This is a genomic window from Bacteroides sp. 1001136B_160425_E2 (genome assembly GCF_015559655.1).
GTDB lineage: Bacteria > Bacteroidota > Bacteroidia > Bacteroidales > Bacteroidaceae > Bacteroides > Bacteroides luhongzhouii.
In genome coordinates this window covers 1-17328 of the sequence record NZ_JADMQH010000015.1, presented here as the reverse complement: position 1 = coordinate 17328, position 17328 = coordinate 1, and the positions used below count along the sequence as shown (strand labels likewise).

Sequence of the window (17328 nt, the reverse complement as noted above, 5' to 3'; positions counted from 1 at the left end):
ATTCGTTATTTTTTAGCTTGACGTGCACGAATCATAGCACCTACTTTGCCTTTACCCAGACGACAGTAGTCGAGCAACGGACGATTGGCAGGACAAGTGAACTGGCAAGAGCCGCACTCGATACAATCCATGATTCTTTCTTTTTCCATTGTTTCAAAATCCCCGTTTTCGGACAAAGCTCCGAGCAAGTACGGTTCCAGTCCCATCGGACAGGCACTCACGCACTTCGCGCAACGGATACAGGTTTGAGCTTCGCCACGTTTGGCTTCCTTCCGATTCATAATCAGGATACCGGAACTGCCCTTCGCAGTAGGAACCTCTATATTTACAAGTGCCTTACCCATCATCGGACCGCCACCGATCACCTTACCCGTATCTTCGGGCAGACCGCCGCAAGCGTCAATCAACTGTTTCATCGGTGTACCGATACGAGCCAGGAAGTTGGAAGGTTTCGCAACCGACTTTCCAGTCACGGTAATCACACGTTCGAACAACGGCTTATTCTTCTGCACTGCCTCATAAACAGCAAACGCTGTTCCCACGTTCTGCACGACGGCTCCCGTAGAGATAGGCAATGCGCCGCTCGCCACCTGACGTTTGGTGATCGCGTCAATCAGTTGCTTTTCACCTCCTTGCGGATATTTCACCTTCAAGGGCACTACTTCGATGCCTGCATAGCTGGAGGCCACTTTAGTCATCAGTTCGATAGCATCCGGCTTATTATTTTCGATTCCGACAAATGCCTTGTTCACTTTCACCGCTTTCATCAGGATAGAAACACCTACCATGATTTCTTCCGCGTGTTCCAGCATCAGCTGATGGTCGGCAGTCAGGTAAGGTTCACATTCTACGGCATTGATAATCACACATTCAGCCTTAAAAGAAGGAGGAGGACAAAGTTTCACCTGTGTAGGGAAACAAGCACCGCCCAAACCTACGATTCCGGCATCGGCAATTTTCTTTACGATCTCTTCTGCGGAAAGCTCACACTCTTTCACCAGTGTGGTGCTACGGTCGATTGTTTCTTCCCATTCGTCGCCTTCCACATCAATGAAGATAGCAGGTTTCGCATAACCACTGGCATCGACTATGGTATCAATCTTCGCCACTTTACCACTGACCGAAGAGTGAATGGCTGCCGAAACAAAGCCGGCAGGTTCGGCAATCCGTGTACCTACCTTTACCACATCCCCTTTCGCTACAATCGGTTTTGCAGGTGCACCGATGTGCTGCCCCAGCAAAATAACAGCCTTTGCAGGAACTTCCGCTGTGATAATAGGTTGATGTGCCGACAATTTATTTTCGTGTGGATGAACTCCACCAATTGAAAATGTCTTTAACATACAGTTCTGTATTTTTTTCTGTTATTATTCTGTTACTTTCGGAGCTTCTGTAGCCTTCGGAGCAGCCGGAGCTTCTTCTTTCGGTTTCCGCGGCGGGAAATTCAACTCGATAATGGTATTCTGCGGACAAACTTCCACACATTTCCGACAAGATTTACACTTGTGCGGATCGATGTAAGCCAAGTTGTTTTCCAGCGTAATAGCTTCGAACGGACAAGTCTTCACACACTTGCCACAGCCGATACAGCTCACTGTACAAGCCTTACGTGCCACAGCTCCCTTGTCTTTATTCACACAAGAGATATACACGCGGCGTGACTTCTTTCCTTGCGGACGGATTTCAATGATCGCCTTCGGGCAAGCCTTCACACAGGCACCACAAGCGGTACATTTCGCTTCATCCACTTCCGGAAGCCCTGTTTCAGGATTCATGTGAATGGCATCGAACTGACAAGCAGCCACACAATCGCCACACCCCAGACATCCGTAACTACATCCTGTTTCCCCACCATACAATGAAGCGGCAATAGCACAACTCTTCGCACCATCATATTGGTTGGTACGCGGACGATTTGCACACGTTCCGTTACATCTCACCACTGCTACCATCGGTTCAGCTTCACCGGCTGCAAGTCCGAGGATATCAGCAATTTGTGCCATGACAGGTTGTCCACCTACGGGGCAGAATTTACCATCCAGCGAACCGGCTTTGACGCAAGCGTCGGCAAATCCGCTACAACCGGGATAGCCACATCCACCACAATTAGCCTGGGGAAGCACTTCTCCCACCTGAGCAATCCGCGGGTCTTCATACACGGCAAATTTCTTGGAAGCCACATAAAGAATAGCGGCCAGCACGAGCGCTATAGCTCCCAATGAAATCACTGCAATCAGAATCAAATTCATAATGTTTTTAGTTATTTATTGGTTTTATAGTAAATGAAAATTGTTGTTTGAGTCGCGTTTTGTTAAGCCATAAAACGAAATAATAAGGTACAAGAACAGCCAGAGAAAGAAGTGCTGCATACAACTCATTCTCTATCCATGCCATCAAAAGAAACAATGAAAATATAAGAAGTACGAAAGGAAGTACGAAAGCCAATACTACCGCCATCATGCCCATCGACGTTTCGCCGACTACCATCACCCTCTCTCCCACCTGATAGGAAGAAGCCGCGGTATCTATAATATCTATGATTTTGTCCTTACTATCCGCCGAGGAACAATGCCCCTTTGCGCTACAAGCCGCGCAAGCCGATGTCTGGACAATCCTCACCGACAGATGAGAACCTTGTATGTTTTCCACAATACCTAGATGCTTTATAGTATTATTCGTCATTTTGCAAACTCCGCATTACAAATCGCGGCAAATTTAATCATTATTTGCGAACTACGAAGCATTCCCCCAACTTTTTCTACATAATAAATTGTTATTTTTTGTGTTTACGTTATCGCACACGGAAAAAAGATTCCTATCATTTAGTACTCTAATAAACAAACGTGAGTTCGATATGTCGAACTCACGTTTATTCTACATTATGCAACTTATTCTACTTATCTTCTACGCATCGTACGAAGCAGGCATCTTGTGCATCGCCGGTTGAACTATGGGTGATGGGATAGAAATCAAAAGTAAAGTAATTGAAATCCCATCCGGTTGCATTCCCATCTCCGGGCTTTTCAGCCTTTACATAATGGCTCAACCAGTAGATTGCTCCGGGACGCATATATACGTCATAAAAGAGAGGAGCGCCCTCGACGCCCACGGGGTAGCTCTTGCTAAGCCATCCACTGGGGAATCGTTCGGCTCGAGTTGCTGCATATCTTAATGTGCCCGCGCCTTTGGCATCTTTTTCTTTTCTATGTCCATATCCGGAAGCTCCAATAGGAAAGAACAGACTTTTTCCGGTTTGCTGATTGTAGACAAAACAACCACGCATTCCGCGCTTTGTATGATTGTAGTCATAACCGTACGCGTCGTTTATATCATCTTCAGTACTTGTCGATCCATCTCCATACAATATACCATATCCTTGTTTGATGTCTATATGGTCATATAATGCTTTAAAATCATCATAAGAAGCAATTCTTGTATTTGAAGGAAGCTGCGATGAATCGACAAATGCAGCATCGAAACCACTGTCCTTCGGCGGCGCGTTTACAGGTTTTATCTCTCCCCATGTCTTTCCTTCACTTGTGCCGGCAATGGTTAATTTTTGGGTTCCTGGCCCTTGGAAAGATTCCGGTGTAACGTTTATCCAATATGGACCCGGGGTCTTATTATTGATCGCGTCGATTGGCTCGGTCAGGTTACCCCATTTGAACAACGAACCTTCTTCTAGCGGAGAAGCGGCTTCTGTGGTTTTAGTTTTCATGTTGCACGCATGCCATTCGGTCCCTCCATCAATCAATGCATCGGGAGCATCTCCTTGACGTACAAATATCAAGTGGTAGCAAGTATAGTTGTGATACTCTACCCGTATGATGGCATATCGGTTTTCATTTTCTCCGCAATTGCCTTTAAAGTCAATTTTAAAATCTATATTCGAACCGGTTTTTCCATAAACGGTGTCGTTGCTTACTTTGCTATGTTCCTTGCCAACACCTAAATTGATAAAGTTTTTATCCCCACAAACCACATAGGCTTTCCACGGACCTTCGGAAGCGAATGCCTCAAATTTTGTTCCATTTTCTTTGGGCAATCGTTTCAACAGAACGTCGAATCCTTCGTTATTGCTATGGCTGCGCCAAATACCTTTGGGGTTGACAACGCGGCGTACTTGATAAATAACAGGGTTTTCATTCCCCTTGGCGGAGTTTGTAGCGGAAGAATTGGTGGAAATCGTTCCCCATACCGTACCGTCCGGCCTCAATAACGTCGCTTTTATCTCCACTTCCGATCTACGTTGATAGGCTACATAGGGATTATTCCCAGTGTGGCCGGTGGGTTTAATCATCTGTTTGGCGCGGGTGTACATAGGAAGTTGCACATGATATATGCTATCACCTTCTTTTCTTACCTTATATTCACCGTCATCTTTCTCTCCTTCTTCACCATAGAAACTATGTTCCTCTTCGTCCGTGATCGCATTCTTTTCTTCGATAGGATACGTTCGTTCTCCTCTTTTATGCTCTTCATAATAAGACTGGTTGGAGGTGGGAGTATATGGAGACGTTCCGGTTATAACCAAATCCTTGGTCGCACGCAGGGACAAAAAACCGTTCCACTGGTTGGCATTGGCTATATCCATCGGATGGTAATAATCGAAAGTACTTAATGCATTGTGGGGCCCCCATCGGTTGTCTTTAATACTTGCTTCTATTTTACCCAGTTTAAGTCCTCCTGTTCTGATTTTCAGTGGCAACATCATCGAATGATTATACAGATAAGAGATATAATAAGGATTCGGCACCTCAATACCCGGTTCCGGTTCCTTATATTCTATGTGCCAGTCGGCATCATTCGCGAAGTTTTTGAATTTCAGTGTGAGTTTATAATGATGGTTACGCTCGGCGTTGTAGTCGTCCTCCACATTTTTTCCAAGCATAAAACGATATTTGATATTTCCGCTTCCCACTTTTTCAGGGTTGACGGAAACGTAATAGGCATCTACTTCGATGTAAGTACCATAAGGCACGTTATCTTTCGGCAGATAACCGGGATCTCCCGGCAATCCGGGATGATCCAATTCTCCATTCCTATCGGCATCTTGCAATTTACTGGGGCCTTTTCCTTGCATATTTTCGAAGAAAAACAAGGCATCGGCAGTTTCTTCGTGCCCTTTCTTTTGTAACACTCCGTTTTCTTCAACAGGCCACGGATAATAAGATTTACCAGTGGACAGACGTACTGGATATGATGCATCAAACACTGTCGGTTCCGTATCTCCTTCGTAGTATTTGATCACCTCTCCGTCAGGCATATCCTCTCCCTTTTCAGGAAAGTGCAAGCCATATCCTTCTTTCCCCACCATATTGTCTTTTCCCAAATAACAATGAGTCGGAATATCTTTAATCTGCACTGACTTCAGGTAAATGAAAACCCCTTCTTTCAAGTTGCTTGCATCGTATGCAACAGTTACTTTGGAGGCTGCGCGGCGTATCCATGCATGCAGCGTCATATCTTTCTTGTTGATAGCTACCAGCGCATCTTCCGTATTGCGGTTGGCTCCTGTGGGGGCATCCGGCAGCGTGGTGAAATGACCGAACATCTGGTTGTTGGCGATGGCTTTGCTTTTTGCACCGTCACCGGTTTCTTCCGTCGACACCCAGTTCTCTGCTTGCCACTCCAAACCGATGGATTTCAGTCCTTCCCTAGTCTTGATGGCAGGGTAAAATCTATTCACCAGATTTCCCATATTGGCCACTGCATATATATAATGATTGCCATAAGGCACTCCGGACAATCGGAATGAGGCTTGCTGAGTCCGGCTTTCCGCGCTTGTCTCCCCTTCTGCGTCGGCGTTTGTACGATCTTCATCTTTTACCTTGAAAGAACCGTCGTTGCTTTCTGTAGAAGCAGAACCTTCGGGAAGGAGGTAATATGCTTTCGTCAGGTTTCCTTCTTTATCATACAGCAGCACACACAGGTTGTTGATGTCTTTGATGGCATCCCCTGCCGTGCGTGTCTTTACGTCCAAGGCCGGACGAAGAGGAAGAAACTCTACCGTTGCATTTACGTCGGTTTCCCCTTCGGGCATTTGCTCGTATCTGTTGTTGAACCAATCGTCCGTGCAGGCAGCCAAAACAAATATCAGCATACCCGTAAGACTATAAAGAATATTTCGTTTCATATTTTCCTGCATAAAATTATTTTAAGGAAATCCTCCCTTCGTTGGTTATAGCCCGAAACCGGGATCTAATGTGATTTCAGTATATGGACGCACATCTACCTTCCAGTCCATGCTTGTATCTTTAATGGTAATGTATACTTTTACGTGTGTATTGCGCGGCAGTTGGGGCACGTTCTCCAAAAAGCCTTTCAGCTCCGCGCCGTCTACCCCAAGGCTTACCGAATAATTCTTCTTCTCGTCCGCTCCTCCTTCACCTTCATACACGTGTTTGCCCTCCAAAAAATAGCAGGAAGGCGACAAGGTGACCTCTTTACCTCTTGGCAAAGAATAGTTAGCTGTAAAGCGATAGGTATAATATTCCGTTTCGGGAACCTCAAATGCTTCAATTTCTTTATAAATTGTCCCATCGCTTCCCTCTGCATTCCGATACCTCACACCTCGTGGCAGGAGATATGCCTGTCTAGCCATATCATGAACGGCATATCCCGTGACAGTCTTGTCTCGAGAACTTTCGTTCTTGACATAGAATGAGTATTTGACAGCAGCTCTTATGATGAACAAATCAGCTTTCTGGTCGGTCTCTCCCACCTCCACCGTATGACATTCGTTCATGGGCAGATAGTGAGGATTCACCGCCAGTTGTTTACCTTCATCCAGCTTTATCATTAGCTTGCCGAATTTATCCGCCGGAAACGTACCTCCCTTTTTAATCTGCTCCAATTCCTCTTTTAAATTGAGCCAGGCACCATCTTCCGACTGAACGTCTATCGATGAGTTTTCATTTGCAAACAGATAAACTCGCTTGGTTTCCCTGCCGCGCACTTTGAAGCGTTCATCCCCATAATGTTGCAGAACATCCCGGAAAGAGATAAACCGGTTTTCTTCTACAGTGTTATCAGGACGCACTACGATGATACGCAGTGTGCTCATCAATTCGTAACCGTTGGCGGCATTTTCGTATCCGTCGCCTTCGGCACGGGTAACGCCCGAATACATCACATCTGTAAGCGAAACATTGATATCGAGATTTACCCACACCGCATCATCATCACCACTGAATCGGCTCATCTCCTCTTTGTCACTGCCGCAAGCAGACAACAGACAGACAATGGAACTGAATAGAATAATATATACGAATTTATTCATATTTTATATTATTGACTCTGACTACCCAATCGTTTACTTTTATAGTCACCTTAAACCACTCGTGGCTTGAATCAAGGAAAAATATCATCGACCAGTAATATCCCCGGTCCAAAAACTCCTGTGGGGGCATCGTGGCAAAATGATCACTTTTGAGTATTAACAGATAATTAATCAAAGGAATGTTGACCACTTCCTTTCCATCTACTTTACGCCGGATAATCATCTTCGGACTGTTCTTCGTCATCAACCGTGACGTGGAAAACTCTGCATAAGCCACCACTTCCTCTTTGCTTCCTTCAATGACTCCCGTCGAGGCTTGTCCTTGCGACCACGGGGTATAGGTGACCGGACCATTCGAAAGCAAGTCGTTGTTGTACGAAAACAAAGTATTGTCGTCGGTGATTTCAAACTCATAGTCTTTGTCATCCACCGGTTCACCGTTCATCTGTTGCAATACGATACGGATGTTGTTGGTGTTCTTCATCATCTTCACCACCCCGTTCTGATAAAGGTCGGACGTAGCAAGAGTAAGCTCACCCCAAAACATATCATGCAATTTACGCTTTTCAGGAAGAACAGACTCGACGCGGCGCCAGTCGGCTTCTACCCGCAGATCGGTATAATTGCTTCCGATGGCAGGCTCTTGAAGCAGCGAGAAGGTTTTCTCCTTGCATGCCATTCCACCATAGGCCACAAAGCGATATGTGCCTTTCTTCAAGTCGAGCTGCATCCGGTAGTCCTCATTTTGCAATTCGGTGCCAATGACGATACGGCGGTCTACATAGTTGCCTTCTTCGTCGTAAATAAACAAAGTAAGGCAATCTACCTGATTCGGGAATGCGTTGGCAAACTCCAGGTTATAATCGTAGATAAAGCGTAACGATACACCATGCGGACAAGGATCAAGATCCTCGTAGATGCGTTCGCACGAAGAAAAAACAAGCCCCATAGCTGCAGCGCAAAACACTGCAGCCATAAGTCTTGAAATTATATTTTGTTTTCTACTTTGCATTGTTTTAATCAATCAAATGTGATGTTATTGACGCGAACTACCCATGGCAACACTTGTACAGACACTTTGAAGTATACATCACTGCTTTCGTCCGGATCGCCCGGATCTACCGGATCAGGATCTTTGCCCGGATCTGTGGGATGTCCCAGTAGGGAAATCTTGTCTACGCACAATTTATAAACATTGTTGCGTACTACAGCAAATTCCATTATGCCCATTTCTGCAGGCATGCCGTTGTTGTTGTGACGGTTCCAATAATAGTAAAGTACTTCATACTCATTGTTGGCACGGTTGAGTGTGTAGATAGTAAAACCGTGGTCCGTCCACATCTTATCCGTTGGGGTGCCGCCGGCAGCTGCAGCCATCACTGCATTATAAGCATTCTTAACGGCAGTGTTTTCCGATAAACCTGCGAACATACTCCGGGTATACAATGAATTGTTGTACATATAAAGAGGTTCTCCTTGTGCCATAGCAGCTTTCACATCAGGATTATCATCTGTGGCGATAATATGTCCTTTAAATACAATACCGGTCGAAATACCGTTCATTTGTCTGCCCGGAGAAGGTATTGTGTTCTCTGTCACATAACGCCAGATACGATAACCGGTCTTCTCTATATCGCTGGGCGCATTCTGCCAGTTGTCACCGTCATTTTCTACTTTGCTTGTAATTTCGGTCAATTTCACCCATTTCCATTCGGAGTTGTTGCCAAACTGTCCGGAAATCCATCCATTATCAGTGAATTTTCCTAAGTTATAGAAGAAGTTTCCCGTTAAATCTTCGCTTCCCGTATAAGAGATTTTGTCATCAAAGTCGTAATCCACTACATAATTATCAGTCGTCTCAAGCCCGCAAAGGTCGAATTTAGTATAATCTGCATTGCCACTGCCATCTCGTTTGCAAGTGCGGCGCAAATAATAAAACTCATTACTCATATTGAGCAGAGCCGCCTCGGTCAGCTGTACTTGAACCATGGTTTTACCTTCCGAATTTTTGAGAACATTATAAGTAGCAGTAGCTCTATCTCCATTCTCACTATCGGACGGTCCCTGTTTGTAGTCGAAACGAGCCACTGCGCGTTCCACTTTCACTGTCCCCAAAGGATAGGCAGATTCTTTCGTCTTATATAGAGCAAAAGATTCTGGCAGCGTGTTGGTTAATAAAACAGCATTTGACATTAAGAATCTCCCACCTGTACATATCTCCATGTTTTCTCCATTTGACAATTTATAGGTTGCATTTCCCACTGTCAGCAATTCTCCGGAATTAAATTTATTAGCCTTTTCTATCAAATCATCTGTCGGGTTGCAAAAGGCATAAATCAATACATCTTTTCCGGCTTGGCCACGCAATGCCGTTTCAGAAAGTCCCATGGTGTAAGTGTTTGCATCAACCCCTTCTGTTCCGTCGCTACCAGATATATAGCTAGACGCAATAAATTTGCGATCGGGCGTGGTTAAAACAACCAAAACACCTTTTGTCACTTTGTTTTCATTATCTGTTCCAATTTCTATACCACCGTTAGAAGTGCCATAATCATCCTTCCCTTCCTCAGTGTCTGTTACACTGCGGGTTGTTTGGGGCAGTTCCAATCTAAAGCGCATATAAACTCCGTTTTCTACATCACCATCATTCACAGTAGCAATGTCGTCATTGTTACAAGCTGCCAATGCAAAACATAAAGCGCCTGCTAAAATTTTACTCCAGCTTTTTCTCATCTTTTCTTATTTTTAAATTAGTATTCCTTATTTGATTTCCTCAATTTGCCTTAACATCTTTTCTGCCTCCGGCATTCCTTTACGCACAGCTTCTTCAAACATTTTTTCGGCAGTGTCGAAATCTTTGTTCAAAGCAGCAAGAGTGGCGCGTGCATAGATAGCCTGCGGTGAATCACCGGCTTTCTGCAGGTAACGTTCGGCACTTTTAAGACCGCCACGACTCATAGCGATATTGGCAGCATTGAGGTTAGCCACTTCATCGTCGGGGAACATACGCACAGCGATGTCAAATGTTTCGTTATACTCCTCACTGCCTATTTCCATTTCTTGTGCGGCGAGATACATTTCATTGAGGCTTAGCTTCTGCGGCTGTGTCTTGATGAGACGTTTAATCTCTTCCACGTCAGTATAAGCACGCACTTCATACTTCACGGCATAGTCCGAATGGCGCAGCCCCGGATACACCTCTTTCAGCAAGAAAGCATACTCCTTCGGAAAAGCAGTCTTGATACTCCGTTCTTTGGCGTCCGGATCCATATTGCTACGTATCAAGGCAAGGATGCCAGCCTTGTTGTCCAAAGATGAACTTTCAACGTAACGTTCCAACCCGGCCCAATCCTCGGGTTCGTAGTCGGTAATGAATTGCGAGTCGGCAAAATTATATTGTTTGCGTACGTACTCTTTAAGTGTCTTCGTACGCCCCATGGCAAGGCGCTCGTTATTAGAATATGGACTTTCGGGCGATGCATATCCCTTGATGCTGACAGAGATAATGCGCGTATCGGCATCGTTGCGTACAGCATCAATGGTGGAAAGAATCTTTTGCAATTCCACCGGATTACGGCGGTAGTTCTCATGTATTTCCGTACGGTTTACAGGAAAATCGATATAAGCTGAGCCTTCCAATACATTAATTTTTGGTTCGGCTTTCGGGCGTATATATATGTAAGAAGGCACAAACGCCTTCGGTTCGAGACGGAGCGCCAGCAACGGTTCGTTTTCGCCGGCAAGCGTCTCGTCACAACATCCGCACACTTCATTCAGGGTAACAAGTTTGGATGTATTCATCCATTTTTCATAAGGCACCACCGTACGATATTCCACTACCGACACGTCGCTACGACGGTAAATTTGCGTAGTCGCTGGTCTCAAGTTATCATTGCGCAAATGATGATAATACCGATTGCGCCCTGCAATCAACACTGCAGGCAAGCTCAACGTGTTGTCATCACTTGCCAATGCCGGCGTAAATATTACTTCGCGATTGCTCTTAACCTCTAAATCGGATACGTCTATATCCATCGAAATGAAGAGTTTGTCATCCGAACGGGAAACGAGAAGGTTTCGCACTGTCACTTGCCCATTCATAAGCGGCTGCCCTTTTACTCCAGCCACACCAAGTAGTGACAACAAAACACTACCTATTATTTTAGCTATTTTATTGTTTATTGTAATCATGACTACAGACCGAATTAAAATGTATAAACCAGATTGACAGCCGCTTTTGTGGGACCAAAATAGTTGTGCGATTTTCCTTTGGCAAGTTTGGTGCCGCAAGTTGCACATGGATAGACATCGTAGCGTGTATAAACCCAACCCACCCCGAGTTCGGCTTCCAAATTCCAATGCTTATTCAATATCCATGCATAACCGTATGCAACGCCGGCACCGGCAAACCATCCTTGATAACGACGGTCGGAAACTACAGAGAAATCTGTACCTAGAAAAGAAAGGCTATTCTTCAGACCGCCAACGTTATATTGGCCGCCTAAAGCGTGGACACCCATAAAATGACCGGCAAAACGGTCGCAGAACCAATAACGCGCTTCCGGTTGCAAAAGCCAGTGTTTCCACTTCCGCTCATGAGAAAGTGTCCATCCATTGTAATCGGCAGATAAATCGAATGTCCAACGAGGAGCCAAACCTACCTCCACGCCTGCATTCACATTCAAAAACGCATCATACAGAACATTTGTCTTAATTGCTACTTTCTGTGCTCTCGCCATCGGACATAACGCCCCAGACAAGACTAACAACAGAAAAAAAGTCGTTCGTTTCATCTCAAGTGTGTATTATTCAGTTTAACTTTAAGTCTTTACTTATTTAACCCTCTGAATTCCCCACAAGTACATATCAAATGTACTAATAAAACTACATCGGACAATATCCCGGATGATAATATAATATACACAATATTTATGCTTCTCTCTATATAAGATTAAGAAAAGCACCAAGCAATATAAAAAAATCAGCACCTCTTCATAAGAGGTATATTAATTTACGGGCAAAGTTACATAAATTCCTTAAAGAAACAATATAATATGACTTTTTTTTAATCATCTCCAAAAAAATCAAATAAGAAAACTGCCATACACTCCTCCCCTTATTTTTTTATAAGGCCACAAAAATTGATTCATAAAAAGATGGCAGGCGAGAAAATTTTCTCGCCTGCCATCTTTTATTTCACCTGCTTTTCATTGCATTCTTCTCTCTCCTCTTTTTCCTTACGATACCTCATATATAGCCGTTTCCACCTGTCCAGAACCCTCTCTATTTCCTCCTCGTCAAGATAATCAAAACAGAGTTCCACAACTTTTAAGTAATTACCCAATGAGCAATCTAGCCCTTTTTTAACTCATTCAAAGGATCATGGCCGATCCCCAATGCCTTGTACACATTCTCATTTGTCAAATACGCGTGTTTAAGCAACTCACTAACGCCAGCTCCTAATGCAGCGTAATAGTTTTTTTCTTTTTTCATACTTATTTATTATTAAAATTGCACCTTAACGGTTAATTATTTTAACTTTCATCCTAACATGTCAGGATAATACTTATTTTGTTTCTACTACATTTACACCATGTTTCAAACATGTACATGTATATGTTGCAAAGTAAATAATTTAATTTATAATAACAAATAATTATGCCAAACAATTACAAAATGTCCTATTTCATGCCTCCTATCGCCCCTATCAAAGACAAACAGGGGCAAATACTCACTCCTCCCACACTTTTCCCCACCTGCGAAGCCTGCATTGAACAGGTTTTCCGAATGATTACCAGCAACGGGAACCTCAGACTCCTGACCGAGCAAGTACGCAACGCACCGGACATACGCATAGCAAAAACAAGACTTTTGCCCTATGTAACTCCCTGCGGCACCTTCTCCCGCCGCAGCAGCAAATGCCTCCTGTCCCCATCAGGGCTGGTGATAGTGGACCTGGACCATTTCCGCTCTTACCGAGAAACAGAAGAAATGCGCCGTGTGTTACATGACGACCCGCTCCTCCGTCCCGTACTCACGTTTATCAGTCCCAGCGGACTGGGTGTAAAGGCCTTTGTACCCACCCACCGTTTATCCACGGCAACTGGCTACAAACAAATCACAGAATGCATGAGTTGGGCAATGTGGTACGTAGAGACAGCATATAATACAGAAACATCTGTTTTTCCCGAAACAAAGACCAAAGTAGATTTCTCCGGCAAAGACCTCGTAAGATCCTGCTTTCTTAGCCACGACCCCGAAGCTTTATTCAGAAACATCTAACATAAGACAATAAGAAAAAATGAACAACATCGAATCACTACGCCGTCTCACCGAGACAGTTGAAACGGCAGGAGCAGACATCGCCCCTACTTACATCGAATACATACAACTGGCATTTGCCATCGCCACAGACTGCGGCGAAGCCGGGCGCAACTATTTCCACCGTCTCTGCTGCCTGTCTGCCAAGTACCAACGCGAACATACCGAACGGGTGTTCTCCAACGCACTCGCCACAAAACATGGTGACGTACATCTGGGCACGGCTTTCCACCTTGCCGGAATCGCAGGAGTCAAGCTCCATCAAGACGACATTATAAACAACCCGAAGGGTACAAAGGGTACAGAAGATTCAAGGGCAAATTTCTCCACACACACGTGCGCGCGTTATAAGGTAGACAATGACGGAAATACCGGAAAGGAGGAAAATACCCAAGAAGAGGAAAGAGAAGAAGAGGAACTTCTCTCGGGCAGTGAACCAAAGCAACAACTGCCCACCTTCCCCAAAGCCAATTGGCCCACACTCCTGCAACGTATCATTACCTATGGCAAAAGCGACGCCCTAAAAGATGTTATGCTTTTAGGAGCATTGACAGCCCTTGGCGCAACCATCGCCCCACACTTGCGCTGTTCCTATAGCGGCAAATTCCTGCATCCCTGCCTTCAGTATTTTGCCATCGCTCCTTCGGCTTCCGGCAAGAGCATCCTCTCTTACATCCGGCTGCTTGCCACTCCCATTCACGACGAAATCCGTGCGGAAGTGGCAGCAAAGATGAAAATCTACAAGAAAGAGAAAGCCGCCTACGAGGCATTGGGCAAAGAACGAGCGAAAGTGGACGCACCGCAAATGCCCGCCAACAAGATGTTCATCATTTCGGGTAACAACACCGGCACAGGCATCCTGCAAAATATTATGGACTCTGACGGAATAGGATTTATCTGCGAATCTGAAGCGGATACCCTCTCTACCGCCATCAACGCAGACCATGGACATTGGAGCGATACCCTCCGCAAAGCCTTCGACCACGACTGCCTGTCTTACAACCGCCGCACCGACCAGGAATACCGTGAAGTGAAGAAAAGCTACATCTCCCTCAACATTTCCGGCACACCGTCGCAAGTGAAATCCTTCATCCCCACCACGGAAGACGGAGCCTTCTCCCGGCAATTGTTCTACTACCTCTACGGCATCGACCAATGGATCAACCAATTTTTGGAAGACGACCTGGATCTCGAAGAAGTATTTACCAACCTCGGATTGGAATGGAAAAAAGAAGTGGAACAGATAAGAGCACATGGGATACACACGCTCTGCCTTACCGAGGAACAGAAAAAAGAGTTCAACGCCCAATTCTCCCACCTCTTCCAACGCTCGAGCATAGCCAACGGCAGGGAGATGTACAGCTCCATCGCCCGCCTGGCTGTCAATCTATGCCGCATCATGTCGATAGTAGCCCTGCTGCGTGCCCTCGAAAGCCCGCATCCCTACCAAGTGAAGAACGCTCCCGCCTCGGGACTGACTCCGGATAAGAACATTCCCGAAGATAACATCAAAGACAATATCATCACCCGTTGGAAGGTTGCCATCACCCCTGACGATTTCCACGCAGTGCTCCGTCTTGCGGAACCGCTCTACCGCCATGCCACACACATACTCTCTTTCCTTCCTTCCACGGAAATCAGCCGACGTTCCAATGCCGACCGCGACTTCCTCTTCTCGCAGTTGGGCGACCGTTTCACTCGTGCACAAATGATAGAGATAGCAGAAGCCATCGGAATTAAGAAAAATACCGCCATCACTTGGTTGAAACGACTGACGCAGCGAGGCATATTAGTCAAGGGAGATGCCAACGGAGTATATGAACGCGCATGTGCGCGTGTGTGAGTGAGCCCGGAAAAAGTGTACCCGCTGTACCCCCGCCGCAGATAAATAACGGTACAGCATTTTACGGATACTAAAGCGGCGCTTTAGAGAGCATAAAGCTAAGCTTTAGCCCCCTTAAAGCGCCGCTTTAAGGTTCTCCCAATGCATCCACAATCACCCTCACCTCCAAAGGCGTATATGAACGGTGCTCCGGTTGATAGCCCAGGTCGTACAACCGTTGCAGCAGTCCGGGACACCGCTCTATCCACTTTTTCATTTTTCGGTAAGCGGCAATATCAGTAAGTTCGGGAGAATAGAGTTGCGCCAGTTCCATGCGCCCGTAGGCACGTATTCTGAATTCGATCATAATGGATAAGAGTTTGATTTAATGTTACAAATATAGCAAAATAGTTGTACATACGCAAGGCTTTCCGGTTGAATAACCGACCCTAACTGCACATAACTGACAAGTAACGGACATAAATGCATATAAGCGATTTTTCGGACTTCCGACATCCTATCTTTGTATCGTCGGAAGGGAAAAGAATCCCGGAGACACGATGTTTTAACCCTTTAATTTATTGTTTTATGATTCGTTACAAAATTTATCAGAACCAGCAGAAAAAAGGCTTGAATGCGGGTAAGTGGTTCGCCCGTGCAGTAAGCGACGAGACGTTTGATCTGGCAAAGCTTGCCGAACACATGTCGAAGCACAATTCACCGTATTCCGGTGGTGTCATCAAAGGTGTGCTTTCGGATATGGTAGATTGTATCAAGGAGTTGTTGCTGGACGGAAAGTGTGTGAAAATTGATGATCTTGCCATTTTTGGGGTAGGTATTCGCAGTAAGGCGGCTGATACGCTGGAAGAGTTCTCGTTGGAGAAAAATATTAGCGGCATGCGTCTGAAAGCTCGTGCCACCGGTAACTTATCAACTACCAACTTGAAACTCGACAGTCAGTTGAAACAGCAGGCTGAGTATCAGAAACCGGGCACTTCCGGAGGTGGTTCTGATCCGGATGATAACCCTGATCCGAAACCGGATGGAGGCGGCGAAGCACCTGACCCGGCTGCTTAAAAGGCTCACCACTGATTACACAGATTTCCACAGATTATAATTTAATTGGTAGTCATTAAAGTAGTCGATTATTTATTTCTGTGTGAATCAGTGTAGTAGTGTGCATAGTTGCGTAGTTTGCAGCTCTGTGACAAAAGAAAACTGTTATCCATTTATTTAAAACCTGTTATTGTATGAGCAAATCATCCTCTTCCCGCTCCGTATGGAGCTTCATTATCAAAGTAATCATCACCGTTGCCACCGCTATCGGGGGCTTGATCGGAGTACAAAGTTGCATATAGATCTATGCGAACTATTACACTGATTATCATTCATTGCAGTGCCACGCCGGAAGGAAAATCCCTTTCGGCGGAGGCTTGCCGACAAGATCATATCCTGCACCGTGGTTTCCGTGATATTGGCTATCATTTTTACATTACTCGCGACGGGGAGATCCACCGGGGACGTGCGTTAGAAAAGGTCGGAGCACACTGCCGTAATCATAATGCCCATTCGATAGGTGTTTGTTATGAGGGAGGATTGGATGCGAACGGGAAACCAAAAGATACTCGTACATTGGAACAACGAGGATCGCTGCTTGCTTTATTGCGTGAATTACGACGGCAGTTTCCGAAAGCGTTGATTGTTGGACATCGTGACTTGAACCCAATGAAAGGGTGTCCATGCTTTGAGTGTGTGAAGGAATATCGGGATTTATAATGTAAGCATCCGATAAAGTACACTATAAAAAATGGCTGTATCTCCTTTCAAGGTAAGCAGCCATCTATAGTTGTATCTCCATCATTCTTTATTCTTTTCCTTCCATTTGTGTGGCAACATTTGTAGC

Annotated in this window: 16 protein-coding genes; 5 read left to right on the top strand and 11 right to left on the bottom strand. The window is 45.3% G+C overall.

Annotated elements, in window-relative coordinates:
- Positions 1–5 precede the first annotated feature (5 nt).
- From rsxC to I2I04_RS15470, 10 genes are all read right to left on the bottom strand, one after another.
- Positions 6–1343: an electron transport complex subunit RsxC gene (gene rsxC, locus I2I04_RS15515; RefSeq protein ID WP_195655405.1), complete on the bottom strand. Its 1338-nt coding sequence runs from the start codon at positions 1341–1343 to the stop codon at positions 6–8.
- A gap of 24 nt (positions 1344–1367) precedes the next feature.
- The gene (locus I2I04_RS15510) at positions 1368–2249 is read right to left on the bottom strand and encodes a Fe-S cluster domain-containing protein (RefSeq protein WP_074909207.1); all 882 of its coding nucleotides are present in this window, start codon (positions 2247–2249) and stop codon (positions 1368–1370) included.
- A 7-nt stretch (positions 2250–2256) separates the two neighbouring features.
- Entirely contained in the window at positions 2257–2682 is a 426-nt protein-coding gene (locus I2I04_RS15505) for a SoxR reducing system RseC family protein (protein WP_074909211.1), read from the bottom strand.
- 211 nt (positions 2683–2893) lie between these two features.
- A complete protein-coding gene (locus I2I04_RS15500) occupies positions 2894–6136 on the bottom strand; it encodes a DUF4906 domain-containing protein (RefSeq protein WP_195655404.1) in 3243 nt (1080 codons plus the stop codon).
- A gap of 45 nt (positions 6137–6181) precedes the next feature.
- Complete coding sequence (locus tag I2I04_RS15495; protein ID WP_195655403.1) at positions 6182–7282, bottom strand: hypothetical protein; 1101 nt, start codon at positions 7280–7282, stop codon at positions 6182–6184.
- Positions 7275–8258 carry a FimB/Mfa2 family fimbrial subunit gene (locus I2I04_RS15490; protein ID WP_229127000.1) on the bottom strand — a complete coding sequence of 328 codons (984 nt, stop codon included), beginning with the start codon at positions 8256–8258 and terminating at the stop codon, positions 7275–7277. Before I2I04_RS15490 ends, I2I04_RS15495 begins: the two co-directional genes overlap by 8 nt.
- A 44-nt stretch (positions 8259–8302) precedes the next feature.
- Complete coding sequence (locus I2I04_RS15485; RefSeq protein WP_195655401.1) at positions 8303–10015, bottom strand: Mfa1 family fimbria major subunit; 1713 nt, start codon at positions 10013–10015, stop codon at positions 8303–8305.
- A gap of 27 nt (positions 10016–10042) precedes the next feature.
- Complete coding sequence (locus I2I04_RS15480; protein WP_195655400.1) at positions 10043–11473, bottom strand: DUF3868 domain-containing protein; 1431 nt, start codon at positions 11471–11473, stop codon at positions 10043–10045.
- A 14-nt stretch (positions 11474–11487) separates the two neighbouring features.
- Positions 11488–12075 (bottom strand): DUF3575 domain-containing protein, encoded by a 588-nt coding sequence (locus I2I04_RS15475; RefSeq protein WP_143258734.1) that lies wholly within the window; start codon positions 12073–12075, stop codon positions 11488–11490.
- Between the two features lie 559 nt (positions 12076–12634).
- Complete coding sequence (locus I2I04_RS15470; protein ID WP_185911498.1) at positions 12635–12775, bottom strand: hypothetical protein; 141 nt, start codon at positions 12773–12775, stop codon at positions 12635–12637.
- Positions 12776–12940: 165 nt separating this feature from the next.
- On the opposite strand from I2I04_RS15470, the gene I2I04_RS15465 reads away from it, so the two are divergent.
- Positions 12941–13564, top strand: coding sequence for a BT4734/BF3469 family protein (locus I2I04_RS15465; protein ID WP_195655399.1), 624 nt, complete (start codon positions 12941–12943; stop codon positions 13562–13564).
- A gap of 19 nt (positions 13565–13583) precedes the next feature.
- Positions 13584–15446 (top strand): DUF3987 domain-containing protein, encoded by a 1863-nt coding sequence (locus tag I2I04_RS15460; RefSeq protein ID WP_143258736.1) that lies wholly within the window; start codon positions 13584–13586, stop codon positions 15444–15446.
- A 127-nt stretch (positions 15447–15573) separates the two neighbouring features.
- Here the strand turns inward: I2I04_RS15460 and I2I04_RS15455 are convergent, their stop codons facing one another.
- A complete protein-coding gene (locus I2I04_RS15455) occupies positions 15574–15792 on the bottom strand; it encodes a DUF4248 domain-containing protein (RefSeq protein WP_195472816.1) in 219 nt (72 codons plus the stop codon).
- A 221-nt stretch (positions 15793–16013) separates the two neighbouring features.
- On the opposite strand from I2I04_RS15455, the gene I2I04_RS15450 reads away from it, so the two are divergent.
- The 3 genes from I2I04_RS15450 to I2I04_RS15440 all read left to right on the top strand — a co-directional run bounded on the left by I2I04_RS15450 (position 16014) and on the right by I2I04_RS15440 (position 17201).
- Positions 16014–16502: a DNA-binding protein gene (locus tag I2I04_RS15450; RefSeq protein ID WP_143258738.1), complete on the top strand. Its 489-nt coding sequence runs from the start codon at positions 16014–16016 to the stop codon at positions 16500–16502.
- Positions 16503–16675: 173 nt separating this feature from the next.
- Complete coding sequence (locus I2I04_RS15445) at positions 16676–16783, top strand: smalltalk protein (RefSeq protein ID WP_151935230.1); 108 nt, start codon at positions 16676–16678, stop codon at positions 16781–16783.
- Between the two features lie 4 nt (positions 16784–16787).
- On the top strand, positions 16788–17201 hold the full coding sequence (locus I2I04_RS15440) for an N-acetylmuramoyl-L-alanine amidase (protein WP_195655398.1): 414 nt from the start codon (positions 16788–16790) through the stop codon (positions 17199–17201).
- The last annotated feature ends 127 nt before the right edge of the window (positions 17202–17328 follow it).